The organism is Brevibacillus nitrificans, from assembly GCF_003710965.1.
GTDB lineage: Bacteria > Bacillota > Bacilli > Brevibacillales > Brevibacillaceae > Brevibacillus > Brevibacillus centrosporus.
The window spans coordinates 68589-94160 of sequence record NZ_RHHU01000028.1 but is presented as its reverse complement, the minus strand read 5'-3'; the positions used below and the strand labels follow the sequence as shown (position 1 = coordinate 94160).

Here is a 25572-nt window from a genome sequence, read left to right as displayed (position 1 = left end):
TTTTCCCCTTCCTTTTCCGTGCCGTTATGTCTAAAGAAAAGGGTCCCCTCCCCTACAGGAAGAAGACCTTTTCATCAAAGAATGGTCAGATTCACTCGATTACCAAGCCGTAACCATCGAATCTCCGTATTTTTCTGTCACCAGCTTTTTCACTTCATCCGAATGGAAGGCTTTCACAAGCTTTTGGAAAACAGGCTTGTCTTTGTCCGCCTCCCGTACCGCAATGATGTTCACCCACGGAGAATCCTTTGGCTCCATGAAGATCGCGTCTTTGGTCGGAACCAGACCACTTTCGATGGCAAAGTTGCTGTTGATGACAGCAGCCGCCAAGTCATCCAGCGCTTTGGTCAGGAAGGCCGCGTCCATTTCCTTGAACTCCAGCTTCTTCGGATTGTCGACGATATCGCGAATAGTCGCTTTTACCCCAACGCCTTCCTTCAGCTTGATCAGACCTGCTTGTTCAAACAGGATCAGCGCCCTCGCTCCGTTCGTCGGATCGTTCGGCAAACCGACGAGATCGCCTTCCTTCAATTCCGCTACGTCTTTGACTTTTTTGGAGTACATCCCGATCGGGTAGTTGATCGTGTCAGCCAGCTTCACGATATGTGTCCCTTGACCGGCATTGAATTCCTCCAGGTACGGCACGTGCTGGAACGCATTCGCATCCAGCTGTCCATCTTCCAGTACCTTGTTCGGCTGTACGTAGTCACTGAACACGACGAGCTCAAGATCCAGGCTATCCTTGGCCGCTACTTCCTTTACCACTTTCCAGATGTCTTCTTCAGGACCGGACATGATGCCGACCTTCAGCTTTTCCACTTGTCCTGCACCAGCATTCCCTGCATTCGCTTCTCCACCTGCTTGCGGATCTTGTCCCTGTCCGCCTCCGCAACCAGCTACCACAAGTGCCACTACGAGCGACAGGAATAGGGATACGTACGATTTCTTCATGTTGACCTCCCTAAAATAACTATGTTTTCCGATGCGAATAATACGAATTAGATCGTAATCCTTTTATTACCTTGCGTCAAGTGCAGTTTTGCAAACTATCTCTCACAGCGCACAGGCGAAATGCTTTGGAACGATCTGCTGCGGCTCTCGGTCCAAATACAGTACGATCTCATCGCCCTCTTCTTTTGCGTCGTACATCTTGATGGAAACCTGAGGGGAAAACAGCGCTTTGCCTGTCTTCAGGTTGAATTCCCATCCATGCAGCGGGCAGCGAATGATTTCGTTGTGGAGCCCATACACGTACTCTTGCGGCTCGGAAGGCAGCATCGTGCCTACGACCGATCCATACAGCATGGGTACACCTTGATGGGGACAGCTGTTGCGAAAGGCATAGCAGGCTCCTTCCGCCCGGATCAGGCCGATCTCGACTCCGTCTACCTCAAAAAGCCTGCGCTCTCCCTCCTGCAGCTCCTCTGCGGAACACAAGACGAGACGATGTTTTTCCTGTGATCTCATGATGCTCGTGCTCCTTTTCTACGGTTGTAGGCGGAATGATGCCAGCGGATTTTCGTAAAAGACTTTATGCCGCAGCTCTTTGGGAAAATGGAGGAAAGCGCGATCCAGCTCGTCTCCGTCCCAATGCGGGTAATCACTGCAGAACAGCAGCATATGCTCGGCATCAATCATTTGAATGAGCTCAACCAAATCCTTCGGGCGTGCCGGCTCTTCAATCGGCTGCGTGCCAAAACGGATGTTTCTGCGGATATACTCGCTCGGGAGCATCTTGACCCATGGCACCTCATGGCGCAGCGCCTTCCAGTTTTTATCCATGCGCCACATCGTGGGTGCGATCCAGGAGAAGCCATACTCGATGAAGTTTACTTTCAGATTGGGGAACCGCTCGAAGACTCCCTCACACACCAGACTGATCACGTTGCGCTGTCCGATCAGTCCAAGAGACGTGTGCCACTCCATATAAGTCGAAGCAGGTCCTACCCCAAAGCTGGCAGCATATTCCCCGGTTCCCTCCGTATCAGGATGCAGCACGATGGGCAAATTATACGCTTCGGCAATCTCGTAGATGGGCCAATAATGACGCTTGCCTAACGGAATATTCACACAATGCATGTTAATCCCGACAATCTCGGGGCGCTTCCCGATTCGTTCGATTTCCTGTACAGCAAGCATTGGATCAAGCGGGGTAATCTCCATCGTCATTCGGTAACGCGGATCGCTTTTCACCCATTTGTCATAGAGCCAATCATTGGCGGCAGACGTGTACTTGGCGGCAACCTCCACATTGTGAAAGGCTGACATCGTTCCATGCCCAATGTTTAAAATCGCATAATCTGTCTGGCAACGATCGAGCAAATCACTCGCCAGGAATGCAGGATCGCTCCCGGGTATGTCTCCGTTCGGCGGAAACGCATCTGCCCGCAATGGCACAGGAAGCGGATTCGCGTAGGCCGAAGCCGGGAATTTGAAGGAGCCGCTGTTTTGCTTGCTCAGAGCGCCCTTGGCAAACTTGCCGATGTTCATGTACTGCTGAATGGATTCATCAAGATACGGGACCAATTCGTTAAAATCGCTCAGGACCGGATGCACGTCGCAGTCGATTAACCCATTATGCTTTTCTCTGGTTGTCACGCCTCTCCCACCCTTACCCAATCATTTTGTTACTAAGTTCAATTTATGAACACGTTCATTTTTCGGCATGAATCTATTATGAGCCCCTGAAAAACGAGGGTCAAGTGAAAATACTTACCTTGCTCGCCCCTCTTGCAAAGGACTCATCATATTGCGGATGTACCTCATCGTTTTTTCTGCGGCCTCTTCCGGCTTCATGTCCCGTCTTTTGTTCAAAACGGTCGTGATCATCCCTTCCCAGATCAGGACGCACATCTCATTTACCTCTTCAATCGTTGCGGCGTCGATGTCCTGCTCCTTTTGTGCCAGCTCCAATAGCGCCTTGCTGCGAGAGGTCAAATCCGGGTCGTAGAGCATCGGCTTGATTTCGTCCGTGAAGCCGATCAGATCACTCGAGTAGATGGAGAAATAATGATTGACCATCTCGTCCGTCTTCTTCCCCAAATCGGCGATATAGATGGCATGGTAAATTTGCGGTTTTTCAAAAGAATGCTTGCAAAAACACTCCCAGCTCGAGATGTACTTCTCTACGTATGTATTCCCACGCGCCAAATAATCCGGAAGCTCTTGCAAATATTCCTTTACAAAACGCATAGACGCAAAGTAGATCAAATGCGACAGCTCATCAAAATAGTTGTAGATCGTCGAGCTGGTATAGCCCGCTCGCTCGCCGATTTTGCGCGCACTAACATTTTCGATGCCTTCTTCCTCGATCAGCTCTACCGTCGCCTCCACAAAATACTGCAGCATTCGTTTGACTTGGATTTCTCTTCTCGCCATTCCCATATCGTCCCTTCGAAAAAATCGTTCGCTTCATTATATCTCAGGAGAAGCGTAAAAAAACCTCTCCCGGGATGTGGACGCGAATAGGTGCGAAAAAGAGCGGAACCCCTCCATGAGAAGAGTCCCGCAGTCTCAAGCCATGCAGTTGTATTCCTATGCCTTTCTCTTCCGGCGAAGCTGATAGTACGTCACAGCCAAAGCCAGCGCCAATACGACCCCTTTGACAATATCGTAGGCGTAGTAAGGCAGGTTGAGCATCGTCATTCCGTTCAGCAGCACCCCGATCAGGATGGCACCGACAAAGGTACCAAAGACATTCGGTTTCCCGGCACCGAAAACGGAGAAGCCTACGAAAGCAGCTGCTACCGCGTCCATCAGCATCGAGCCGCCGCTGCTGACTTGACCCGTACCGATCCTTGCCGCGAGGAGCATCCCGCCCAGACCCGCGAAAAGCGCAGACAAGACGTAAGCAAGCGTGCGATAGCGATCAACCGGAATACCGGAGAGACGTGCTGCCTCCAGGTTTCCGCCCGTCATGTACAGCATCCGTCCCTGACGTGTGTAGGTCAAATAAATATGCGTGACGACTACGAGCAGGAAGGTCAAGATAACAGGCACAGGAACAGAAGCGATCTCCCCTTGTCCCAGCCACAGGAACCATTCCTGGAATTTACCCGGTGCCACGGATCCATCCTCCATCGGCATGTTTGCGTAGATAGAGTAGCCTTTGGAATAGGTCATATGAATCCCGTTTACAATGTAGAGCATCGCCAGTGTTGCCAGCAAATCCGGAATGCGGATTTTTACGACCAGCAGTGCATTGATCAGTCCGACGAGAAGGCTCAGGACGATAGGTGCAAGCAGGGTAACCAAAGGACCTTGCTCATGCCACACCATCATGGAGGCCGCGACGACTGTAGTCAAGGACACCGTCGAGCCTACAGAGAGGTCAAACCCACCCACAATCAGGGAAAACGTCACACCGATCGCAACAAAGGTCACAATCGAGATGGACCGCAGGATGTCGGTAATGTTGTCATAGGTAAAGAAATACGGGTTGGTCAGGCTGAACACCAGCATGACGATGACGATCACCGCTACCGTCCCGTATTTGTATACAAAATCAAAGAGACTGAATTTCTTGCCTTCCACATTACTCACCTCCGCTAGCATAATACATGATCAATTCTTGTGTCGCTTGGTCGCGACTCAGTTCCTTTACGATCCTGCCCTCAAACATGACGAGAACTCGATCCGCGATCCCGATGACCTCCTGGAACTCGCAGGAGAAGTAGAGAACACCTTTTTTCTGCTCAGCCAGGTTCCCGATCAGTCGATAAATATCGCTTTTCGCCCCAATGTCCACGCCCTTGGTCGGCTCGTCGAACATGAAGATGCTGGCGTCCGTCTCCAGCCATTTGCCGATCGCGACCTTCTGTTGGTTTCCCCCGCTGAGAAATCCAACCAGCTGGCTAATATCCGCTGTCTTCACACCCAGACGCTGCACCAGATCCTTCGCCAGACCGGCTTCCAATCCGCTGCGGATAAAGCCGAACGGAGACCACTTGGAGATCGTTGCCACAGACAGGTTGCTCTTTACCGATTCCTCTACGAAAATGCCTTCTTTTCGTCTTTCCTCTGGCACGAGAACGATTCCTGCATCCACGGCGTCTTTTGGTGTACGGATGCGCAGCTGTTTTCCTTTCAGCTTGATCTCTCCCGCTTCTGCCGCGTCCGCTCCGAACAGCAAGCGGGCAAGCTCGGTTTTCCCGGCACCCACGAGGCCGACGACTCCGACGATCTCTCCCTCGCGTACAGTCAGATCGGCATGGCGCACCTTTCCGCCTTTGGCACCGGTGACTTCAAAGATCGGCTCGCCAATCTCGACAACAGCTTTCGGGAATTCCTCCGCAAAGCTTTTTCCCAGCATGTGACTGATGACCTCGTCCATATTGGTCGCCTGTGTTTCCGTCGTTATCACGTGCTGACCGTCACGCATGATGGTGATGCGATCACAAATTTCAAAGATTTCCGGAAGGCGGTGAGAAATATAGATTATACCGACGCCTGCCTTTTTCAGCTGGGCGATAATGTGAAACAGCCGTTCGCTTTCCTTCGTGCTCAGGGGAGCTGTCGGTTCATCGAAAATGACAAACTTGGCCTTTTGCACAGTCGCCCGCGCGATGAGAATGAGCTGCTTTTCCGACAGCGAGCATTCTTCTACTGTCATTTGAACAGGAATGGAGAATCCGAATCCACGGAGCAGCTCTTCGGACTGAGCGTATAAACGCTGCCAGCTTACGAAGCTCGAGCCTTTGTCCTGGACGAGCTGATCCAGCAAAATATTTTCCGCGACACTCAAATACGGAACCAAAGCCGTATCGACTTCCTGATAGACACATTGAATTCCCAGCGCCTTGGCATCCTGCGGGGATTGTATCTGGACCGCTTGATCGTCAATCGAAATGGTTCCACCATCTGCCTGGTAGGCGCCCGTGAGAATTTTCATCAGCGTACTTTTTCCTGCTCCGTTCGCTCCGAGCAGCGCGTGAACCTCCCCTGCCTTCACTTCAAAATCAACGGTTCGCAGTGCAGGCACTCCGGAGAACTGCTTCTCGATGCCTTGCATGTGTAAAGTAGACAATCTATCCACCCCCTAGTTGCGCTTTTACTGGCTAAGAAATCCATCCATTCTTTTCTATAAATAAGGAAGATTCCCGTTGAGAGGTTCAACGGGAATAGCCAATCCTTTCATCTATACGATCTTATTTGCCCCACTCTTGCACGTATTGGGAAAGATCAGCCATCGTTACTTTTTTGTCTTTTGGCAGGTCCGATTGTTGTACGAGCACTGGGTTCAGGTTTACGTTGTCTGGTACTTCCTCGCCTTTGATCTTTTTGAACACTGTTTCAGCCTGGATGCGACCGATGTTGGATGGGTCTACCGCAGCTGTTGCTGTCCAAGGAGAGTTTGGTTCTTGGATCATTTGCAGGTCTTCGTCGCTCAGGTCGATGGAGTATACTTTGATCTCGGTGCGTCCTGCCTGCTGAATCGCACGCGTCGCGCCTTTTCCGAACTCATCCCATGCTGCCCATACCGCTGTGATGTCACCTTTGTTTGGATATTTCTTCAGGATTGCTTCCATTTGGGATTGTGTATCCAAAGCAGTATTGTTGGTAGCCGAACCGAAAGCGGCTACTTCCTTGATGTCCGGATATTTCTTCAGGAACGCATCATAGGTGATTTGGCGTTTTTCCATTGGCGCAAAGCCAGCTACCCAGATTTTTACGATGTTTCCTTTGTTGCCGTTGTCCGCAGCAAGCTTCTCGAGACTCAGGTCAGCCAGCTTTTGGTCATCCTGCGCAACGGTTGGTACTCCTGCGATTTTGATATCGGTGTCAAAGAGTACAACCGGGATCTTCTTGTCTACCGCCTTTTGGGTGCCTTGCTGCAGGGCTTCTGCCGTACCGTGGTCGATCAGAATTCCGTCAAAGTGCTGGTTCACCGCTGCATCCAGGTTGGAAGCCATTTTCGCCAGATCGGTGTCTGCATTGAAAACAGTCAGCTCTCCGCCGTTTTTCTCCACTTCCTTTTTCACCCCGTTGATGTACTGCGCCGAGAACGTCCCCACATTTTGGCGCATAATCAATGCGATTTTCTTCGCTTTCTCGCCGGAAGCGCCGTTTGCGCCGTTCGGAGCAGCCGCCCCTCCACCGTTTCCGCACGCTGTCAGGGCGAGCGATGCTGTCAATGCAAGAGTCACGAGCAGACCAAATTTCTTTTTCATGGATGTTCCCCCTTTTTTTGTGAACTCATCGCAGAAAGGAGCTAGTTTTTGCCCATTAGAAAAGCCTCTTTCCACCAGAAAGAGGCTAAAATCGTCAGCACGATATTCCGCCTCTTATCTGTCAGGTATTTCTACCTGGTGGAGTTAGCACCTTGGCGCGGGAGACAAAAAATCTCACGTGCTAGGTTGCCGGGCTTCATAGGGCCATTCCCTCAGCCTTCTCTGGATAAGAGTAGTTATTATTTTCAAAACGTTTCTTGAATATATACAGACTATAATCAATCCATTGCCCACCTGTCAACTAGGACTTTTTTAGGAGATGTTTCTTTATTGTGACAAATTTGATACTCGAATCTTTGGAGGGATTGTCGTATGCCGTGTCGAATTAACGGTGGATGATTCAGAGCCAGTCTGCGGTGGAGATGCACGATGAGCCTATTAAAAGAAGTCATTCTTCAAATGTTTTTTGTCCTGATCCCTTTTGTCCTGTTCAATATCTACTACCGGGATAAAATGAGAAATTTTAGCCAGTCCTTCATCCTGGTTACTAGTTCGATCAGTTTATTCCTCGCTATGACGTTTTCTTCCAGCGTAGTAGAAGGGGTCATCTTTGACGTTCGCTACGTCATCATGTTTTTCGGGCTTGTCTATGGCGGTGTCCAGACAGGCTTGATTTTGCTGGGCGAATTCGTCATTTATCGACTCTACCTGGGCGGCGATGGTTCGTTTATCGCCTTGGTCATTTCCGTCTTCTCCTTTTCGGTGTCCCTCCTCATGTACAGAACCTACAAAACTACTCACCGGAAAACGTTTTTCACAATATTGGCGGGCGTATTGTTTTCCATCATCGCCTTAACGCTTACCTACTTCTACCTCCCCCACTATTTTGTTAAACATTTGACGTATCACATGCTGGTCATCCCCTTGCAAAACACGCTCGGTATCTGGATTCTGATGTCCCTGTTCAGTAAATCCGTATCGGACAAGGAGATCTTTATCAAGCATGCGCAAAATGAAAAAATCGAAACGATGAGTCATGTCGCAGCCTCGCTCGCTCATGAGGTGCGAAACCCGCTAACGGCCGTAAAAGGCTTCTTGCGTTTGATGCAGGAGAATCCGCATGACTTCACCAAAAGCGCCCAGTATATGAACATCTGCATGGACGAAATCCAGCGCACGGAAGTGATTCTCTCGGAGTATCTGGCTATTTCCAAGCCTTTGACAAACCGGCATGAGCAGGTTAACGTCGTAGAGCTGTTAAAGGTCATGCGAGCTGTGATGTCGCCTTTTGCGATTCTGCACAATGTCGAATTGGAAGTGCGTACACCTGATATATCCGTCACGATCATGGCCAACCCGGATGAGATCAAGCAGGTGCTCGTGAACTTTATCAAAAATGCGATTGAAGCCTGTACGAACGTAAGGAAAGGGAGAGTGTTCCTGTCGCTGGTAGTCGAGGAAGGCAAAGCGATTCTCATCATCAAGGATAACGGCGTAGGAATGGATGAGGGCCAGATGAAGCGTTTGGGGTCCATTTATTTTTCTACTAAGTCGAGTGGAACCGGACTTGGTCTGACGTATTCCTATCATGTCATCCACACAATCGGTGGTACCGTGACCGTGAACAGTAAACCAAATGTCGGCACAAAATTTTCGATCATCTTCCCTTATCAAGAGTAAATCCCCATACCCAGGTCGGGTGATGGGGATTTTTTCATTCCAAAAGATCCGTTTGCTAGACTCCGCCGATTTTCGCGGAGACCGTCGCGGCCTTTTCTTTGACTCTCTCAATCAAAAAAGACATGCGATCTTCTGTCACGCGAAAGCTGGGGGCATTGATCGACAGTGCCGCCACAATCTGATTTCCGTAGCTGAAGATAGGGGCCGCCACCGCGACAGTCCCTTCCGTTTTCTCCCCGTAGCTAATCGCATAGCCTGTCTCTTTGACATGCGCCAATTGATCAAGAAACGGCTGCTGCAGGGCAGGAGCGAGCTGAGCTGCGACGACCTTTCTCACTTCCTCTGGCTTCCAATGAGCGAGAATCGCCTTATTCGGGGCACCGATGGTCAGTGGGATCCGCTCGCCCATGTTCTCGTCAATGCGAATCTTCAACGGACTCTCTACCTTTTCGATCGGAATGGAATCATACCCGGCTGGCACGCTCAAGAAGATGCTCTCTTCGACTTCGTGAGCAAGCTCCTCCATAATCGGCCTCGCCACGTAGCGAAAATTGATTCGGTTATGCAGGGTGAAACCGATTTCCATCCACGTGTAGCCTGCCTTGTAATGCTTGGTGACCGGCTCCTGCTCGACCAGACCGAACTGCATCATCGAATCGAGAAACCGGTGAAGCGTACTGATCGGCAATCCGGTAGCACTCGCCAAATCGGATATTGGCCAAGCTTGTTTCTCGTCGGAAATCAGCACCCGGATAATTTTCATCGTCCGCTCGATTGATTGAACCATAGTCCCCCGCCCTCTTTGGCCATGCGCTGGTTACGCTGCCACACTGTTATCCTTGGCTTGCTTTTTCGAAAGTGCGACCGGTAGACAGCCGCCCTTCCAGCCTGTTCACAAAGTAAGTGAAGATCGTAATCATAACCAGGTAATACAAGCCTACTACCATGTAGGTTTCAAGCTGGCGATAGTTCGAGGCCGCTTCGCTCAGACCCGTTCCCCATAGATCCTGCATTCCTACGTATGCCACCAGAGACGAGTCCTTCAACCCGATAATGAACTGGTTTCCCAAGGAAGGAATTGCGCGGCGGAACGCCTGTGGCAAAATGATGCGTCTCATCGCGAGCGGATAAGACATCCCGAGAGATCTCGAAGCCTCCATTTGCCCGCGGTCAATCGACTGGATCGCCCCACGGAATATTTCGGCAATATAGGCGCCATTATGAACAGCCAAGGCAATCGCCCCTGCCCAAAATTGGGAGAGCGTCACCAGATTGGATATCCCGAAATACAAAATGGCAATCTGCACGATCAGCGGTGTGCCGCGAATGACCGTGATGTAAATATGCGCGATGTAGTTCAGTACCTTGGAGCTGGAAATCCGGAAAAAAGCAATGACGAGGCCCACTCCACAGCCGAGCAAGAGCGCAACTGCCGTCAGCTTGAGCGTGAGCCATGACGCTTTCAGAAAGAGGGGATAACTGGATAGAAGAATGTCGAGAATCACGTAAGATCACTCCTCGCATGTAGCTGAAAAATGGGGGCGTCCAGCCTGGACACCCCGTAACCCGCCTTATTGCTTCTGCAAGATGTTGCGACCAAACCATTTTTGGCTGATTTTCTCATACGTGCCGTCTTTGATGATCTCATCCAGCGCCTTGTTGATGCGATCTACGGATTCCTGATCCCCTTTGCGTACTGCGATCGCCTGTTCATCAAAGCTGAGTGGTTCGCCCACATCCATCACTTTACCGCCGCCCTCTTTGATGAAGCGCAGACCTACCACCTGGTCTGTAATCACGGCATCCAAGCGTCCGGTTGGAAGATCGAGCAGCGCTGTAATATCGCTGTCATAGGTCGTGATTTTGTCCTCATCCGTGAGCTTTTTCGCCCAATCCAGGTAGTTGGAGGCTTTCACTACCCCGATCTTTTTCCCTTTCAAATCTTCTTTGGATTTGATCGTGGTATTGCCCTCTTGTACGAAAATCTGCGAACCGGAACGATAGTAAGCATTGGTAAAGGATACAGCCTTTTGGCGTTCCTCCGTCACCGTCAAGCTCCCGATGATGGAATCGTATTTTTTCGAGTCGAGTCCTTGAATAATCGTCTCAAACGGATTCGTGATCGGTACGGCATTCATGCCCATTTTCTCTGCCAGAGCTTGTCCAATTTCTACGTCAAAGCCTGTGAGGTTTCCGTTTTCCTTGAAGCTAAACGGCTTGTACACGCCGCTCATCGCATAGGTAAAGTCCTTTTTGCCAGAGTCAGCTTGCCCGCCTGCTGCTGGAGCACTGCTTGACTGCTGCGAACCACACGCAGCCAAAAGAAGGGAGCTCATCAATACAGTCGACAACAGAATGCCTGTCCATTTTGCCTTTTTCATTTTTATTTCCCCCAGTATCGTTTATTTATCTTTAGCGGATGCTTCCCAGGAATTGCTTTGTCCGTTCGTTTTGCGGATTTTCAAAGAAGGTATTTGGAGGACCCTGCTCCAGAATCTGACCGTTGTCCATGAACACCGCGCGATCGGCCACCTCACGGGCAAATCCCATTTCGTGGGTGACGACGATCATCGTCATGCCTTCCTTTGCCAGCTGCTTCATGACCTGCAGCACTTCCCCCACCAGCTCGGGGTCGAGCGCTGATGTAGGCTCATCAAACAGCATGATTTTCGGCTTCATCGCAAGCGCTCTGGCGATAGCCACCCGCTGCTTCTGTCCACCGGAGAGCATATCTGGATACACGTCCGCTTTATCCTGCATATTTACTTTTTTCAGCAGCTCGTAAGCCAGCTCTTTCGCTTCAGCTACGTTCATTCGTTTGACATAGACGGGTGCCTCGATGACGTTTTCCAAAACAGTCTTGTGCGGAAAGAGGTTGAAATGCTGGAACACCATGCCGACTTCCGCCCGAAACTGATTCAAATTGGATTTGTACGGATCGATCTGAGTGCCGCCGACCCACACTTCACCCTCGTCATAGACCTCCAGAAAATTCAGGCATCGAAGCAACGTACTCTTTCCTGAACCGCTGGCACCGAGCAAAACAACGACTTCTTTTTCCTGTACGGTCAGCGTAACGCCCTTCAGTACAGTCAAGGAACCAAATGACTTCACAAGATGCTTAACCTCAATCATCCTGCTATCCCCCTGTCTATGGACTATCGGATGGATTTTCTATACTTTTCCGAATATCGGAAACAGTTTCTATTTTTAAATTATACTTATATTTTTTCTGATATTCAAGAAAAATCTGATAGATGCATATTTATTCGTTTTTGTGAATGGTGCGAGTGGTCTTCATGCAAAAAAAAGCTATCCCTTGGCCAGTAATCACGGCTTTCGGGACAGCTCCCCTTCTGATGATGCTTCTTGCTTATGGGCGAGTGAATCTCTGGAATTGCCCAGCAGGTACCTCTTTGAAATCCGGCAGCGTGGTCAAGCCTTTTTCCGCCCCTCCCGGATTGTAGAAGGCCAAGAGGCGCAGCGGCTCCCACCCGGTGTTATACGTCGAGTGGAACACAGCCTGCGGAATGTAGATGACATCCCCCGCCTTTACGGAGAAAGGCTCTTCATCTCCGATCATTTGCTGCCCTTCCCCCGACAGGACGTACAAAATTTCCTCTGCATCCGGGTGATTGTGCCGGTCATGCCCTTGTTCAGGCAGCAGAATGACCTCCCCAAAGGTGACTTTTGCCCCTTCCGTCTGGTCAGGCGTGATCATCCACTTGATCATGCCCCAGTCGAAGGAATGCGTAGAAACATCGTTTGGATGGATTTGTTTCACATTATTCCCCTCCGTGTCCGATTGATTTGAATTTGCGCATATTCGTAGAAATGGCTACTTCAGTAGGCAGCCGCTCCATGCTCGACGCCCCGAAAAACCCGACCACGCCAGTCGTTCTCTCCAGTACGTAGGCCGCATCGTCCGGCTCCGCGATCGGACCTCCGTGGCACAGCACGATGATGTCTGGATTGATTTCTTTCGCAGCATCGTGCATCGCCTGTACGCGCTCGACAGCTTCGTCGAGTGTCAGTGCCGTTTTTGCCCCGATCGTGCCAGAAGTGGTCAAGCCCACATGCGGTACGAGAATATCCGCTCCCGCCTCCGCCATCCCTCTCGCCTGTTCCTCATCGAATACATAAGGCGCTGTCAGCAAGCCGAGCTCATGGGCGTGACGGATCATATTCACTTCCAGATCGTAGCCCATGCCTGTCTCTTCCAGATTCGCACGGAAATTGCCATCGAACAGCCCGACCGTTGGGAAGTTCTGTACGCCTGTAAAGCCCATCTCCTTCAGCTGTTTGAGGAAAACAGGCATCAGACGGAACGGGTCAGTCCCGCACACCCCTGCGAGAACCGGCGTTTTTTGGACGACTGGCAGCACTTCTCCTGCCATTTCCACGACGATCTGATTGGCATCGCCATAAGGCAAGAGGCCAGCCAACGAGCCGCGTCCTGCCATCCGGTAGCGCCCCGAATTGTAAATGATGATGAGGTCTGCGCCGCCAGCTTCAGCCGACTTAGCCGACAGTCCCGTTCCTGCTCCCGCGCCGATAATCGGCCGTCCTTCTTCGATCTCTTTTCGCAATACGCTTAGCGCTTGTTCGCGTGTCATCATGATTGATAGGTCCTCCTTTTGTCATTGCCCAGATGAAATGTGCTTACTGCCTCGTCACAGAGGCTTGGAACAGCTCATGCAGGCGTTCTGCCATCGCACGAGCAAACGCAGGATCGTTGATATCGGTATCCATCTCCACCAGCTCGACTACTGTCGTGTCCAGGTGCTCGTACAGTGCTGATATCAGTGCCTTGTCAGCGACCGGATCGTGGAACAGCTGACCTTCCTTCGCAATAATGGAAACTCCGCGCAAGGGAACGAATAGCGACACAGGTCCCTTCGCCTGATTCAGCTTGAGCGCGATACGGCGTCCCAGCTCTGCACACTCCTCCGGGGTCGTACGCATCAAGGTCACGGTCGGGTTGTGCTCGTACAGCAGTCTGTCTTGGAACGCTTTTGGAACGGTATCTTTCGGCCCGAAGTTCACCATATCGAGCGCACCTAGCGACACGACTTGCGGAATCCCCAGCTCTCCCGCTGCTTCCAAACGCTGCGGACCGGCAGACAGCACGCCGCCTACCAGATCATCTGCCAGCTCGGTCGTGGTCAAATCGAGCACGCCGCTGATGAAGCCGTCTCGCATCAGCGCTTCCATGGACTGCCCGCCCGTTCCTGTCGCATGGAAAACCAGGATTTCGTAGCCGCGCTCCTCCAAATGCTTGCGCGCTTCCTCGACAGCAGGTGTCGTCACCCCAAACATCGTCGCGGCAACCAGGGTTTTCCCGCCTGTCAGATCAGGTGCAGAAGCTTTGGCCATTCCCGCGATCGCTCCTGCTGCGTTGGACAAAATCTGCGCCGAGAATTGATTGATGCCTGCAATATCCACGACGGAATACATCATCGTGATATCGACTTCCCCCACATAAGGACGCGTATCACCAGAGGCCATCGTAGAGACCATCAGCTTGGGAACACCGATCGGCAGCGCACGCATTGCCTGCGTAATCAGCGCCGTACCCCCTGAACCGCCGAGTCCCAGAATTCCCTGCAGCCTTTTTTCTGTATACAGCTGCCCCACGATGCTCGCCGCTCCCGCAGCCATCGCCTTGATTGCGGCCCCTCGGTCTTTTGCCTCCAGCAGCTCATACACATCGTACCCCGCTGCCTTGGCGACTTCTTCTTTCGAGATGTCCGGTTGAACGGCTGGCTCGCCCAACACGCCCGCATCCATCAGGATCACGTTCACACCGTTCTCATGTAAGCGCTCTCGAATGTATCCATACTCGATTCCCTTTGTATCCAATGTGCCAAGCAGCACGACTGTCGGTGTGACTTGTTGTCCCATCTGCCACTTTCCCCTTCCCATGGATTGGTGTCCCATGAATATTGAAAGCAACTCTCATGCCAACCTCGTTGTCCCGTATGCTGTGCTTATTCGTCATTGGTGTGAGAAAAAATTTTCCCATTCTCATACTCAGCGTGAGAAAAAAATTCCCAAGCAAAAGAACGAATCGCTCTTTTATTTGGGAATGGGCTCAATACCGTATTTTTTCATTTTGTTAAACAGTGTTCGGCGGGTAAAGCCCAGTGCTTCCGCTGTTTTCGTTCGGTTCCAGGCGTGTTTGCGCAGCGTCTCGAGAATCCATTCCTTTTCCACGGACTGCAAAGGCTTGTCTGCAAAATCTCCCTCGCCAACCGCTTCGCCCGTGACAGGTGCGGCTTGCTGAATATACGCTGGCAGATCCGCGATCCCGATCCGATCTTCCTCGCACAAGACAGCCGCACGCTCCAAAACATGCTCCAGCTCACGGACATTGCCCGGCCAATCATAAGCCAGCAGAGCATCCAGCGCGGGTGCGGTCACCCCACTGACATCCCCTTGGAATTTCTCGTTGATCTTTTTCAGGAAGTGACTGACCATCAGGGGAATATCTTCTTTTAGCTCACGCAGCGGGATTGTTTGAATGGAAATCACGTTAAGGCGGTAGAACAAATCCTCGCGAAACCTGCCTTCCTGTACCGCTTTCCACAAATCCCGATTTGTTGCACAGACGATTCTCGTATCGACCTTGATCGTCTTGTTCCCGCCCACCCGTTCAAACTCGCGGTATTGGATCGCGCGGAGAAGCTTGGCTTGCGTGACCAGACTCATTTCCCCGATCTCATCCAAGAACAGCGTGCCTTGATGAGCCAGCTCAAAACGACCGATGCGCTGCTGAATCGCTCCTGTAAACGAGCCTTTCTCGTGACCGAACAGCTCACTTTCCAATAGCTGCTCAGGTAGTGAAGCGCAATTGACTTTAATAAAGGCATGCTTGTAGCGGTCACTGTTGTAATGGATGGAACGCACGATCAGCTCTTTTCCGGTTCCGCTCTCTCCTTGTACCAGGACATTGACGTTTTTACCGGCTACCTTGCTGATGATCTCGTATATTTCCTGCATCGCCCGACTTTGACCCACGATCTCGTCGAAGCGCATCTTTTTCATCAATTCTTTTTTGAGATAGCGATTTTCCTCTGCCAGAACCCCGACTCTTTTAAACTCCCCGATGACGCCCTTGATCCGTTCCTCTGTAGGGATTCTTTCAAAGGTCGAGCCGCCAATGACACCGACTGCACTCGTCTCCAGATAAAAATGACTGGCATGCTCGGGTGAGACGATCGGGCCTCCGTATACCATGTGCAGAGCTTCGGGATTGATCTCTTTGGCAGCGCGGAAAATGCGATTTGCCAAATCTACCGCTTCCGGAATGCTCATCCCGTGCTTGATCCCGGTCCCCCCGCCAATCGTCCACCCGAAGTGAGCGCAGATGACATCGACATTCGCTTTCGCCATCGCACGGGCCTGCTCTTCCGTAAAGACAAACCCGATAGTGAACAATCCCCGCTGTGCACACTCCGCCAAAAAATCCACTTCCTGCTGAAAACCGAAGCCTTCTTCCTCCAGCATGGCTCCTACCGTACCATCGATCAGTCCCACGGAAGGAAAGTTATTGACCCCTTGAAAGCCCGCCCCCATGATCTGGTCGATCAGCACGGGACGATGGATCGTAGGATCGGTCGCGCACACGCCAAAAACGACAGGTACCTCCCCGGCATGAGGCAGCACTTCCCGTGTTCCCACTTGCATCACCATCTCATTGCTGTTGGCAAAAGGCAGCAGGGAGCCAAGTGAGGACACGCCGGCATTGCGAAACAGACTCGCGTGCAGCACGAGCAGCAAATCCGCACCGCCCGCCACAGCCTGCTTGGCAGAAAAACCAGAGCCAGTCGCGACACCAATAAGCGGTTTGCGCTTTTGGAGGGAGTCTGTGAGCGCTTTGCGGATGTTTGTTTTTGGATTCATGGGGAGAGGACTCCTTTCTGGGCATAGGCGAAACTCTATGTCATCCGGTTACAAATTTGTTTCGATCTTTCCAAGATACAAAGAAATATGTGGAGAGATCCTTCCACCGCCCGGGACATGTATAGGGCCAACTAGTTTCCCCTTTTCAATCTTTCGGCGTTGTAACAATTCCCCAACAAAAGCTTGTAGATCCCTTTCATTTTGTTCCGCCTTCTTCGTTTTGCCCGTTGGTGGCACAAATTCATGTATGATCAATACCGCATGAGCTGCCTTTTGCAATTGCGCCTCAATCAGTGTACCAGCCACAGCATGGAGTAATTGGTAGCGCAAATGCTCGACTTCCGTATGACTAAATATCGCTTCAGCAAGTTGCCTGATTCGATCAGGCACACGACTCCGTGGATTTGCCTTAACGCTCGCAGTAAGGTAATCTCCAATCCTCTTTCCAAAAGGTTCATCCGTCTTAGCTTCTATTGCGATAAGCAACCCCTTTGCAGCATTCGTACCTGACAGCACCAAATCATGCTTTCTGCCGCTTCCGTGAAAATCGTCAAGAGTGGTTTCTTTTTCTATCATCCCGTACTCTACTACTGCACCACGCGTAATTGGATAGGATTCCAATAAGGTGAGCATCTCGTGGGGCATTTGTGCCGTTTCATTTCGAAACCACGCCTTCGCCAGCTCCTTGGCACTTCGCCCCTCTTTCCATTGATCTTCACCTTTTAAAGGAGGGGCATAGGAGAACCAGTCTTCTACGCTGACGATGTTTTTTCCGTTGGGGGAGTTTAGTATCATTACGTACTCCTATCTAAAATAAGAGGTATTTTAGACTCCAGCTCAATATGTATCCCTTTTCCCTTTGGAAGAAGTGATTTCCTGCTAAATACAATAGAATTAAAAAAGGAGCTTCCATCCGGAAGACTCCTTCACTGCTATGCTTTACTTCACAACTGTTTTGGCAACGAAACCGACGAGTATTTTCCCGTTTGCATCTTTGGATGACCCATAGTAAAATCCGTTACTCTCTCCTACCACCTGAACTAGCGTATTTTTTATTGTGCTCCCTCTCACCGTGCTAGTTGCAACCGGTGTAGCAAAAAAATAAGCCTTGTCAGTGGCTATTGTAACAGTTTTCGCCTGGGTTACTGTATATTGAGTCAATACCAACTTCGACACATAGCCCTGTGCAATTTTCACAAACTGATCATCATAGCTTCCTTCATCACTGATCTCAAACCCATACCATAATGCACTTACCGCTTCTGTACTATTCGGATAAGCCACTACTTTCGCCTGATCAACTGCTACAATCGTTTTCATTTGAACGACTGGAGTTGCAGTTTGTGCTGGAGCAGGTTTTACAGTTGATGGTTTGGGTTGAGATCCTCCGCTCGAAGTCGAACCGCCATTGTGATAATGATATTGACCGTACTGAAGTCCCCACTTCTCACAATTGGTACGACAAGTATGTCCTCCATTTGCATCAGTCCGCCCCGGATGTGCATCGACCATGTTGAAAGGGACAAGGAGTAATGTTAGTAACACAATAAAATGATAGAAGTATTTCATATAATCCCCCTAATAAATTTATGTACAGCACGACCATTTTACAATATTTTCTTTTGTATAGGAATTTTTAACATTTGGTTCCTCTTTGAGAATCTATTACTATGTCTTTCAAATCTCTGTTCTATCCACCAGCAAGCACCCGCCATATATATCAACCGTCCAAATTTCCTTGTACTGTGGCCATTGCCTCAACGAGACGCTGTACAGCCATTCATCGGTTGTAACCACTAATAGGTGGCGATACTGCTCCTGCTGCTCGATGGTTTGAAAAAAAGCAATTTCGTGACCCAATTCCCGGACAAAAAACTGGAGAAGCACACGGCGATAATCTTTCCGGCTGGAATGACGCTGCAGCTTCTTTAGCTGTCTCCCATCAGGCTCTTCTCCAGAATCAAACTCATCAATGCGAGAAAATTGCTCTACCAGCCGAATGCGCTCCGGGAAAGGCAGGGGAGGGATTGCGTCGCGGATGCTTGCCTGTTTTGGGCCGTCGTACCTGCTCGCCAGCAGCATGACGAGAAGCGTCGTTATGTTCCTCATCCCTTCCCCCCCCTCCACTTGCCCGTCCTATCTCCAGCCTCCAATGCCTAGACGACATCATATTCTGAAAGGCTCCTTTTATACCCCAAACAGGCTATCCCAAATGAGAATGCTTGGCAGGAAAGACAAACTGCCATAAAAAAAGCTGCCTACTTGGCCAGCTTTTCGATACCTCTTCGTTCCTTTTGTTTATTAGGTGTGCAGGCCTCCCTGTAGCCTTGGGCGAGGGCGATAAGGACCAACCGGGATTTGAATCAGGCTCGTTTTCCCCTCTGGCCCCAGCCCGTATAGCTCATCACACGTATTCCCATCATAGCCCAGCAGCGGGTGCCCTCCCAGACCGAGTGCTGCTGCTGTCAGAAGCACTCGCTGAACCAGCATGCCTGCCTCCATTTGTTGAATGCGGTAGCCTCGATAGCCCAACGCTGAGATAAGATGATCGTTATTCCCCGCTATGTGCATACAGATTGGCACCTGCATCAGATTGACATTGTCTACCGCCATCGCATACTGCAGCCAAAGCCGATGATCGCCCGGGCGCACAGCGTATAGGCCGTGACGCTTGGCATCGTACCGATAAGCCCCATCCTCGACTGCTTCGATGCTGAATAAACAGCTATACAAACACAGACGTGAAAACGCACCATCCTCTTGCTCATCCAGGTCATTTCGGTATCGCAGAGCAGTTGTCGCCTCTTGCAGCAAGGCAGCTGTCTGTTCCATTGTGACTTTGCCCAAGACAAAATCCTGCTCCGGCGAATACCGTTGCCTACTCGCCGCAGCGAGGTCGTACTCCAGTCGCTTTGTCTGAGGGAGCAGCCGTATCGCTCCCTCTTCATCTGCGGCCTCTCCTCCCCTCAAGCAGCGAAATTGCTCCGTAGATTCATACTGCGCCGACTCATTCATGCGTAAGAGCAGCGGGTGCTCCTTTGCTCTGCTTGACCGGACGAAGTGTTCATGCTCGATGGCAGGCAGCTCCCTGCACACGTCATCAGCAGTGATCCGTTCGACTTTTGATTTCCCATCCGCCAGCCAAGCCGCTCCCCTCTCTGCTGACAAAGGGATGATTGCGTACACAGCCTCTTCCTGCTCAGACACCCCCAGCAAATGATGGACAGCCCGATCCAGGAACTGAAAGTACACGCCCGCCTCGTAGTCAAACCGTTTGCCCACCTCCAGCAATTGCCCGATGACGGCACCTGCATCCAGACCTTGCAGACGATAGGAGAAGTTGTAGTATTTAAAAAAGTTCTTCCCATACATCGTCGAGACAAATACGGTAGCAAAGGTCTTCGTAAGATCGCAGCGGTTCCCCAATACACGAGCCACGTACGAGTCGAAGTGACCGGACCGCAGCAACACGAGTCGATGGTGAGCAGCATCATAATGATAGATTCCGCTGGGTGCCCCCGCTACCTTTAGATACACGTAAAGCTCACTCGGATACAAGCCACCGCCCGAGGGAACGAATCTTCGGGCTGACTGCGTCGTCCCCCCCTGGGCAAATGGCGATTGGCTGAGCTGGGTGATGCCATAGACGTACCAGAGAAAATGTCCAAATTCTCGCAGTTCCGGTCTGGCACGAAGTTGATGCACAGGCTCATCCAGCGTCAGCGGAATATCTGCGGACAGCGCTACGGCAGGCAAGCCGCGGTAAAGCTTATAGGGAAGCGGCGCGTCATCCCAATCGATTTCATAGTCGCCAGCTTTTGTGCGATCCAATCCAGCATGCAGTTCGTGCAAGAATGCCTCGAGACTCATCCAGCTCCCTCCTCGACAGCGCTTATGGAAACGGATGCGGATGTGGATTCAGCTTTTCATAGGTGAGCGGCTCTGCTGTATACCCCAACTCCATCGGAACGCGCAGCACCCGATCCAGCCCGGACAAGCGTGTCAGATGGTGTCCAAATGTCATCGGCAGCATCCCCGGGATCAGTACCTTGACGCAATGCAGGCCGTTTCGCAAAATCTCGGGGGTCGTCTGATCGACCACGATCACATCCTGCTTGAGCTGCTGGAACCTTTGGAGCATATCCTTTACATCCTCGGTCAAATCCGCATGCCTCGCCGGCTGCTTGAATTCTTCGGCAAACGTCCGCAGTGGCCGCTCGTCATTCAGCAAAAAGTGCAGGCGTTCTTCTGCTTCTGGCAACGCATACAGCATCGAGTGATCGTCCATCTTTCGCACCTTGGCAGGATCGTGCAGCATTTGCAGGTACGTATCCCGATTCGCTTGGAATTTATCATTTAAGGTAAGTACCATTGCGGCCGCTTCATAGATCGAGCTTTTCACCGCGCGGATCGGATCAGGATGGGCACCCCCTGCGCAAATGACATTGAGCCCCTCCTTCCTCGTATTTTTTGCCAGCGTCCAGACACTGGGAATCCCGTTTTCCATCGTGGCATTAAATAAATGAACCTCATAGCCCGCCACCGCCTGCAGTCGATCCAGCATGAAACGCAGCTCCTGATCCGGTGCGGAGTATGGATCCAATCGGGGCAGCCCCAGATTGGCATACCAGGTCATCAGAAAGGAATCCCGCTCCACCACTTCCAGAATGCCGTAGAAAATCGCCTCCTCCAGACTCCCGCCGAGCGCGCACCCATTGGAGGTCTCAAAAGCAAAACCTTCCCCGAAGCCGAGGCTGTAATAGGCCAGCAGCTCCGGTACCAGGATTGGCCGCTCCTGCGCAAAGGAATAGCCCCACACCCAGTTCAAGGAACGATCCGGATCGAAGGGAGTAAACGGATACCCCGGCTGCTCATACTGTTCCTTTGTGTGCAGCCCTACTGTTGTCGGATCAAGCGCTTGACCTCTGAGATTGCGGTAGGTGTCGCGGATGACTGTCCGTTTGCCACGCGGTGCCATGCCGCAGTACCTCTCCAAGCCTTCCAATATCGCGGTCATTTCGCTGTCTGCGTAGGAGTGTGTTCGTCCAGCGGTCCCTTCGTCTCCTTGGAACAGAGGCAGGTTGACGCTCACGTCTGCAAACGGAGACACGAGATCGCGAATTTTCCCGTTCAAAAAGCCTGTCCGGTAGTCCAGATAGTCCCTCTTAATTCCCTTTTTCAGATCATCCAGAGAGCGGCAGCGATAGCTGCTTGGCCCAAGCTTTGGACTCGGCTGCAAAACGATTCGGGCGGCCTCAGGGGAATCCTCCGGGAGCGTCCCGCACACCTTGCACGATGGATCTGGCAGGAAAAAGTGACGCGAAGTCTTGAGCGTTTTCAGATGGATCAGGTACATATGCCCTTCCGTGTGTGCCTGCTCACCCTGCAGCACTCGCTTCGTCTCCGCTGCGAGCAGATGGGACATATGCAGAAGACCGCTACGCGATGCCCAAGCGTCTTTCGCGATACTGCCGCGATCCCGAACACGCTGATGCAGCTCCCACATCTCTTTTCTGTCTCGTCCCCCCATGAGCATTCGCATGTCCGCGCACTGTGAACAACCGGTCATACCTGGGCGCACCAGCGGCCCAATGATTCCTTCTCCAAAAGAGACAAAACCACGCAGCCAGGGAATTCCATAAGACCTCGCTCCCTCCTCTGCCTCCAGGTGAGCGAAAGGCTGCCAGCCATCGTGCAGCTGCAGCGCCAAATCTGCCTCTCGGGGCAAAGAGGACCTCCAATCTGGCTGGCGCACGACAACGTAATGGACAGCCAGCTCCTTGCAGACGAGATCTGCCAGCTGGCCCGCTCCGACAACTACCACTACAGCGCTCATCAGACCTCCTCCTCCCGCAGCATGACACCAAATACACCGGCCAGCTCTTCTTTCAAAAAGGGCTCCACGGCTGCATCGCAACAAACGAGCCTTTTCCCATGTTGCTGCAGCGTTTGCAAAGCAGACCTGAGAACTTCCTGCTGGTCATCCTCAGCGCACGCCGGAATCTTGTACAGCTCGGGCTCTTGCTCTTCCCAAAGGACGCGAGAGGCAGTCGCAGGCAATTGCCCCCAGTCTTTCTGCACCTGCAAAAGTGCTGCTTGCAAGGCTTTGCGTAGAGCCAGCGTGACATTCAAACCAACACTGCCAAACCAGCCTTCACGTATCCCCACCCAAACGACGGGAAAGCCGTGCACAAGCGCTCCCTGGCCCACCTTGGGCTGATCTCTTAGCGTCGTCAGAGCTTTCAGGTAGAACTGGCAATGTGCATCCTCGATCTCCCCGATCTGAATTTGTTTGACCACGGAATTTTCCGTCTCCAGCCGAGCCTCCCATTCTTTTGACAGGCAATGCTGTATCGCTCGTGCCAATGCCTCTTCGACCGTTTCTCCCGCTCCTATACCGATCTTCCCGCCTGGCACCGCTTCCGCAATCCATTGCGAAACGTAGGCTTCGATTCCCGCGAGTCCCGCTTCCTTGCGCGCCTCTTCGTGGGTCATGCCTGAACAAACCTTCTCAGTCAACAGCTCGGCTGGCCCGCTGGACAACGGATTCGCCACCTGCACGAGACATTGGGACAACGGCAGCTGTATCGACTCCCCCTCTTCCCACAGATGGAAAACGCCCGTCTCTGGCGAAGTCAGCTCACGGAAGTAGGACATCAGCCCTTTTGACGCTGTCTGCTTTTCGTCCTTTTGCTCGAGAAGCACCTCCACCTGCTCTGTCCAGTTCAGCTGCGGTTTTCCTGTCGCAGCGGGATGGGGCAGAAAAGAGTGCCAGCTGCCTTCCAACGTCTCCAGGTTTAACAAAAAGACCTTCTCCTTCAGCTCCGAATCTACCACCTCGGTCGCTGTCTTAAACCATTCAAATGCGATGACGTTGGCTAACATGGCACCTGCCGTGACGGAAAAGCAGTGATGCTCCGATGCCTTTTGGATGGCCGACTGATGCAGCCGCCTCCACGCCGACTGCCAGCTGCCATTGGAGCCTGGTGTCACCAGCGGACCCGCAAGACCTGCCTGCTCCAGACAAATAGCCGGCAAAAAGGCTTTCCTCTCCTCTTGGCAGGCGGCTTGGATCGTTTGCAGCTCTTCCAGGCTCCCGGTCTGCGATACGTACAAGATCGCTTCAAAGGGCTGGACTGCCTCCCGCCAAGCCTCTACTCCCCGCCGCTCTACCCTGCGCACTTCGATAGCTGCGTCCGGATCCGTTTTCCGTGCAAAGGCAACCAGCTCCTCAATCCGCCGCTCATCGGTTTCCATCGAATCCGTCAGCAAAACGTGAAAATGGGACAAGCCCGAATCCAGAAGAGCTGCAGCCAGAGAGGCCAGCATGGGACCAGCACCTACTGCCGCTACCTTCGACTGTCGATAGCACGAGAAGCGATAGGCACCCGAATCAGCCACATGACTTAGAAATTCAATCTGGGATCCAAACCGTTCGAGGACCTTGTCCGTCAAAGAATGGCTTCGATCCTGGCTGACATCCTGGACGAACCCGTTTTGAAACAGGCTGTCGGCGATGTCCATGACCCGATCCCGGTACTCATCTGGCAGACCATCTGTGAGCTCCTCCAGCGTGTGCTCGCCATTGAACATCGGCAATAGCTGCTCCACCCACTGGTCAATCATGCTTCCTTCCATGCGAAAGGAGCCTACATTGTTGCGAAAATACACGCTGCCTTCTGGGTCAGGTAGAAAAAACGTATCCCGTTTCACTTTCAGGCGCATAGAAGGGGTCAATTTCTTCATGTCGCTCCTCCTAACCGTAAGCCGTTCCTGTTCTTTTGATCGAACGCTTTCACGTAATCTTATGTACGACGCTTTGTCCGTCATGCCAGATCCGCACACAGGAAAGGGCCTCTGCAGATGTTCTTCCACCTCTGCAGAGGCCCTCTTGAAAATCGTTTGGAAGGATTAGCGGAAGCAGTTAAAGAAGCACGGGAAGAAACAACTGCAGAAACAACTGCACGAGCAACTGCAGGAACAGCTGCACGAACAGCTATGACAGCGGCCACAACCTCCGCAGCCCCCACAGCGCCCGCAGCCTCCTCCGCATCTGCCTCGAACCATCATCGCATCTTTGTCCTTTTCTTGATCCCAAGGTTTGACCTCTCCGCCTTTGAATTTATCCACCTTTAATTTTTTTAGCTCATTTTTAAATTCATCCACGTTTTCCACCTCCAGCATGAACGAACGGGTAACCCTCCTGCACAAATACCCATCGCGGTTATACCATAGGTGTATGTCGCATCGCCTATCAGAGGTGACTGCGCCAAACGCCTATTTTTGATTAGCAGAAGCAACGACGTGTTTATTGACAGAATTTTTGTATTACAATAGGAAGACAAGCCACAAGCCAGAAAGGGAGCGCTGCATGCTACTGACCACAATCGGATTTTCCAAAAAATCACTTCGTACCTTTGCCACTGCCCTGCAAGAGCATAAAGTAGATCGCGTCATTGACACACGCCTGCAAAATACGTCTCAGCTGGCCGGATTTGCCAAGAAGGAAGACCTGTCCTACATATTGGAGCTGCTCAGCATCGATTACATACATGAGCTTTCCCTGGCCCCTACCGAAGAGCTGCTAAAGGCGATCAAGTCCAAAGAGATTCCGTGGGGAGAATTCGAAAAGACCTTTCTGGACTTGCTGCAGGAGCGCAAAGTCGAAACGAAAATGAACGAATGGCTGGGCGACCGTGTCCCCTGCTTTTTGTGCAGTGAGGAAAAGCCGCATCATTGTCACAGAAAGCTGGTCGTCGAGTACTTGCGCGAGTTTGACCCCCGGATTGAAATCGTTCATTTGTAAAAAGAAAAAGTG

At 51.7% G+C, this 25572-nt stretch carries 24 protein-coding genes and 1 riboswitch; of the genes, 2 read left to right on the top strand and 22 right to left on the bottom strand.

Features of this window, described 5'->3' with window-relative positions; genetic code table 11:
- Positions 1-99: 99 nt before the first annotated feature.
- The 7 genes from EDM59_RS30350 to EDM59_RS30320 all read right to left on the bottom strand — a co-directional run bounded on the left by EDM59_RS30350 (position 100) and on the right by EDM59_RS30320 (position 7169).
- Positions 100-951, bottom strand: a complete 852-nt coding sequence (locus EDM59_RS30350) for a MetQ/NlpA family ABC transporter substrate-binding protein (protein WP_122926998.1) — start codon at positions 949-951, stop codon at positions 100-102.
- A 102-nt stretch (positions 952-1053) separates the two neighbouring features.
- The gene (locus tag EDM59_RS30345) at positions 1054-1467 is read right to left on the bottom strand and encodes a Rieske (2Fe-2S) protein (RefSeq protein WP_122926997.1); all 414 of its coding nucleotides are present in this window, start codon (positions 1465-1467) and stop codon (positions 1054-1056) included.
- 18 nt (positions 1468-1485) lie between these two features.
- Positions 1486-2598 carry an amidohydrolase family protein gene (locus EDM59_RS30340; protein WP_183193080.1) on the bottom strand — a complete coding sequence of 371 codons (1113 nt, stop codon included), beginning with the start codon at positions 2596-2598 and terminating at the stop codon, positions 1486-1488.
- A gap of 114 nt (positions 2599-2712) precedes the next feature.
- Positions 2713-3378 carry a TetR family transcriptional regulator gene (locus EDM59_RS30335; RefSeq protein WP_122926995.1) on the bottom strand — a complete coding sequence of 222 codons (666 nt, stop codon included), beginning with the start codon at positions 3376-3378 and terminating at the stop codon, positions 2713-2715.
- A 156-nt stretch (positions 3379-3534) separates the two neighbouring features.
- Complete coding sequence (locus EDM59_RS30330; protein WP_092275128.1) at positions 3535-4533, bottom strand: ABC transporter permease; 999 nt, start codon at positions 4531-4533, stop codon at positions 3535-3537.
- A gap of 1 nt (position 4534) precedes the next feature.
- Positions 4535-6025 carry a sugar ABC transporter ATP-binding protein gene (locus tag EDM59_RS30325; protein WP_122926994.1) on the bottom strand — a complete coding sequence of 497 codons (1491 nt, stop codon included), beginning with the start codon at positions 6023-6025 and terminating at the stop codon, positions 4535-4537.
- A 121-nt stretch (positions 6026-6146) separates the two neighbouring features.
- The gene (locus tag EDM59_RS30320) at positions 6147-7169 is read right to left on the bottom strand and encodes a sugar ABC transporter substrate-binding protein (protein ID WP_092275134.1); all 1023 of its coding nucleotides are present in this window, start codon (positions 7167-7169) and stop codon (positions 6147-6149) included.
- 111 nt (positions 7170-7280) lie between these two features.
- A riboswitch (SAM riboswitch) is annotated at positions 7281-7402 on the bottom strand.
- 196 nt (positions 7403-7598) lie between these two features.
- Here EDM59_RS30320 and EDM59_RS30315 point away from each other — a divergent pair.
- Entirely contained in the window at positions 7599-8849 is a 1251-nt protein-coding gene (locus EDM59_RS30315; RefSeq protein ID WP_122926993.1) for a sensor histidine kinase, read from the top strand.
- Positions 8850-8904: 55 nt separating this feature from the next.
- Here the strand turns inward: EDM59_RS30315 and EDM59_RS30310 are convergent, their stop codons facing one another.
- From EDM59_RS30310 to EDM59_RS31815, 15 genes are all read right to left on the bottom strand, one after another.
- Positions 8905-9636 (bottom strand): IclR family transcriptional regulator, encoded by a 732-nt coding sequence (locus tag EDM59_RS30310; RefSeq protein WP_122926992.1) that lies wholly within the window; start codon positions 9634-9636, stop codon positions 8905-8907.
- A 46-nt stretch (positions 9637-9682) separates the two neighbouring features.
- Positions 9683-10351 carry an amino acid ABC transporter permease gene (locus EDM59_RS30305; protein WP_183193081.1) on the bottom strand — a complete coding sequence of 223 codons (669 nt, stop codon included), beginning with the start codon at positions 10349-10351 and terminating at the stop codon, positions 9683-9685.
- Between the two features lie 69 nt (positions 10352-10420).
- Complete coding sequence (locus EDM59_RS30300) at positions 10421-11230, bottom strand: ABC transporter substrate-binding protein (protein WP_122926990.1); 810 nt, start codon at positions 11228-11230, stop codon at positions 10421-10423.
- Between the two features lie 31 nt (positions 11231-11261).
- Positions 11262-11984: an amino acid ABC transporter ATP-binding protein gene (locus EDM59_RS30295; RefSeq protein WP_122926989.1), complete on the bottom strand. Its 723-nt coding sequence runs from the start codon at positions 11982-11984 to the stop codon at positions 11262-11264.
- A 238-nt stretch (positions 11985-12222) separates the two neighbouring features.
- Positions 12223-12633: a cupin domain-containing protein gene (locus EDM59_RS30290; protein ID WP_221176075.1), complete on the bottom strand. Its 411-nt coding sequence runs from the start codon at positions 12631-12633 to the stop codon at positions 12223-12225.
- Position 12634: 1 nt separating this feature from the next.
- Positions 12635-13468 carry a phosphoenolpyruvate hydrolase family protein gene (locus EDM59_RS30285; RefSeq protein ID WP_122926988.1) on the bottom strand — a complete coding sequence of 278 codons (834 nt, stop codon included), beginning with the start codon at positions 13466-13468 and terminating at the stop codon, positions 12635-12637.
- A 43-nt stretch (positions 13469-13511) separates the two neighbouring features.
- On the bottom strand, positions 13512-14753 hold the full coding sequence (locus EDM59_RS30280) for a Tm-1-like ATP-binding domain-containing protein (RefSeq protein WP_122926987.1): 1242 nt from the start codon (positions 14751-14753) through the stop codon (positions 13512-13514).
- 174 nt (positions 14754-14927) lie between these two features.
- Positions 14928-16754: a phosphoenolpyruvate hydrolase family protein gene (locus tag EDM59_RS30275; RefSeq protein WP_122926986.1), complete on the bottom strand. Its 1827-nt coding sequence runs from the start codon at positions 16752-16754 to the stop codon at positions 14928-14930.
- A 48-nt stretch (positions 16755-16802) separates the two neighbouring features.
- Entirely contained in the window at positions 16803-17549 is a 747-nt protein-coding gene (locus EDM59_RS30270) for a DUF6946 family protein (RefSeq protein WP_122926985.1), read from the bottom strand.
- A 144-nt stretch (positions 17550-17693) separates the two neighbouring features.
- The gene (locus tag EDM59_RS30265) at positions 17694-18323 is read right to left on the bottom strand and encodes a YHYH domain-containing protein (protein ID WP_122926984.1); all 630 of its coding nucleotides are present in this window, start codon (positions 18321-18323) and stop codon (positions 17694-17696) included.
- Between the two features lie 108 nt (positions 18324-18431).
- Positions 18432-18863 carry a hypothetical protein gene (locus tag EDM59_RS30260; RefSeq protein WP_122926983.1) on the bottom strand — a complete coding sequence of 144 codons (432 nt, stop codon included), beginning with the start codon at positions 18861-18863 and terminating at the stop codon, positions 18432-18434.
- A 192-nt stretch (positions 18864-19055) separates the two neighbouring features.
- Positions 19056-20624, bottom strand: a complete 1569-nt coding sequence (locus tag EDM59_RS30255) for a SagB family peptide dehydrogenase (protein WP_122926982.1) — start codon at positions 20622-20624, stop codon at positions 19056-19058.
- Between the two features lie 22 nt (positions 20625-20646).
- Complete coding sequence (locus EDM59_RS30250; RefSeq protein ID WP_122926981.1) at positions 20647-22590, bottom strand: TOMM precursor leader peptide-binding protein; 1944 nt, start codon at positions 22588-22590, stop codon at positions 20647-20649.
- The gene (locus EDM59_RS30245) at positions 22590-24500 is read right to left on the bottom strand and encodes a putative thiazole-containing bacteriocin maturation protein (protein WP_122926980.1); all 1911 of its coding nucleotides are present in this window, start codon (positions 24498-24500) and stop codon (positions 22590-22592) included. The genes EDM59_RS30250 and EDM59_RS30245 overlap by 1 nt, the downstream gene beginning before the upstream one ends.
- A 165-nt stretch (positions 24501-24665) precedes the next feature.
- Positions 24666-24938: a heterocycloanthracin/sonorensin family bacteriocin gene (locus tag EDM59_RS31815; RefSeq protein WP_122926979.1), complete on the bottom strand. Its 273-nt coding sequence runs from the start codon at positions 24936-24938 to the stop codon at positions 24666-24668.
- A gap of 187 nt (positions 24939-25125) precedes the next feature.
- On the opposite strand from EDM59_RS31815, the gene EDM59_RS30235 reads away from it, so the two are divergent.
- Positions 25126-25560, top strand: a complete 435-nt coding sequence (locus tag EDM59_RS30235; RefSeq protein WP_122926978.1) for a DUF488 domain-containing protein — start codon at positions 25126-25128, stop codon at positions 25558-25560.
- The last annotated feature ends 12 nt before the right edge of the window (positions 25561-25572 follow it).

Coding starts and splice junctions, on each gene's coding strand:
- EDM59_RS30280 (WP_122926987.1), bottom strand. CDS start 14,753: ATGGGACAACAAGTCACACCGACAGTCGTGCTGCTTGGCACATTGGAT.
- EDM59_RS30295 (WP_122926989.1), bottom strand. CDS start 11,984: ATGATTGAGGTTAAGCATCTTGTGAAGTCATTTGGTTCCTTGACTGTA.
- EDM59_RS30275 (WP_122926986.1), bottom strand. CDS start 16,754: ATGAATCCAAAAACAAACATCCGCAAAGCGCTCACAGACTCCCTCCAA.
- EDM59_RS30260 (WP_122926983.1), bottom strand. CDS start 18,863: ATGAGGAACATAACGACGCTTCTCGTCATGCTGCTGGCGAGCAGGTAC.
- EDM59_RS30310 (WP_122926992.1), bottom strand. CDS start 9,636: ATGGTTCAATCAATCGAGCGGACGATGAAAATTATCCGGGTGCTGATT.
- EDM59_RS30320 (WP_092275134.1), bottom strand. CDS start 7,169: ATGAAAAAGAAATTTGGTCTGCTCGTGACTCTTGCATTGACAGCATCG.
- EDM59_RS31815 (WP_122926979.1), bottom strand. CDS start 24,938: ATGCTGGAGGTGGAAAACGTGGATGAATTTAAAAATGAGCTAAAAAAA.
- EDM59_RS30350 (WP_122926998.1), bottom strand. CDS start 951: ATGAAGAAATCGTACGTATCCCTATTCCTGTCGCTCGTAGTGGCACTT.
- EDM59_RS30345 (WP_122926997.1), bottom strand. CDS start 1,467: ATGAGATCACAGGAAAAACATCGTCTCGTCTTGTGTTCCGCAGAGGAG.
- EDM59_RS30285 (WP_122926988.1), bottom strand. CDS start 13,468: ATGATGACACGCGAACAAGCGCTAAGCGTATTGCGAAAAGAGATCGAA.
- EDM59_RS30250 (WP_122926981.1), bottom strand. CDS start 22,590: ATGAGCGCTGTAGTGGTAGTTGTCGGAGCGGGCCAGCTGGCAGATCTC.
- EDM59_RS30265 (WP_122926984.1), bottom strand. CDS start 18,323: ATGAAATACTTCTATCATTTTATTGTGTTACTAACATTACTCCTTGTC.
- EDM59_RS30270 (WP_122926985.1), bottom strand. CDS start 17,549: ATGATACTAAACTCCCCCAACGGAAAAAACATCGTCAGCGTAGAAGAC.
- EDM59_RS30300 (WP_122926990.1), bottom strand. CDS start 11,230: ATGAAAAAGGCAAAATGGACAGGCATTCTGTTGTCGACTGTATTGATG.
- EDM59_RS30235 (WP_122926978.1), top strand. CDS start 25,126: ATGCTACTGACCACAATCGGATTTTCCAAAAAATCACTTCGTACCTTT.
- EDM59_RS30245 (WP_122926980.1), bottom strand. CDS start 24,500: ATGAAGAAATTGACCCCTTCTATGCGCCTGAAAGTGAAACGGGATACG.
- EDM59_RS30335 (WP_122926995.1), bottom strand. CDS start 3,378: ATGGCGAGAAGAGAAATCCAAGTCAAACGAATGCTGCAGTATTTTGTG.
- EDM59_RS30315 (WP_122926993.1), top strand. CDS start 7,599: ATGAGCCTATTAAAAGAAGTCATTCTTCAAATGTTTTTTGTCCTGATC.
- EDM59_RS30255 (WP_122926982.1), bottom strand. CDS start 20,624: ATGAGTCTCGAGGCATTCTTGCACGAACTGCATGCTGGATTGGATCGC.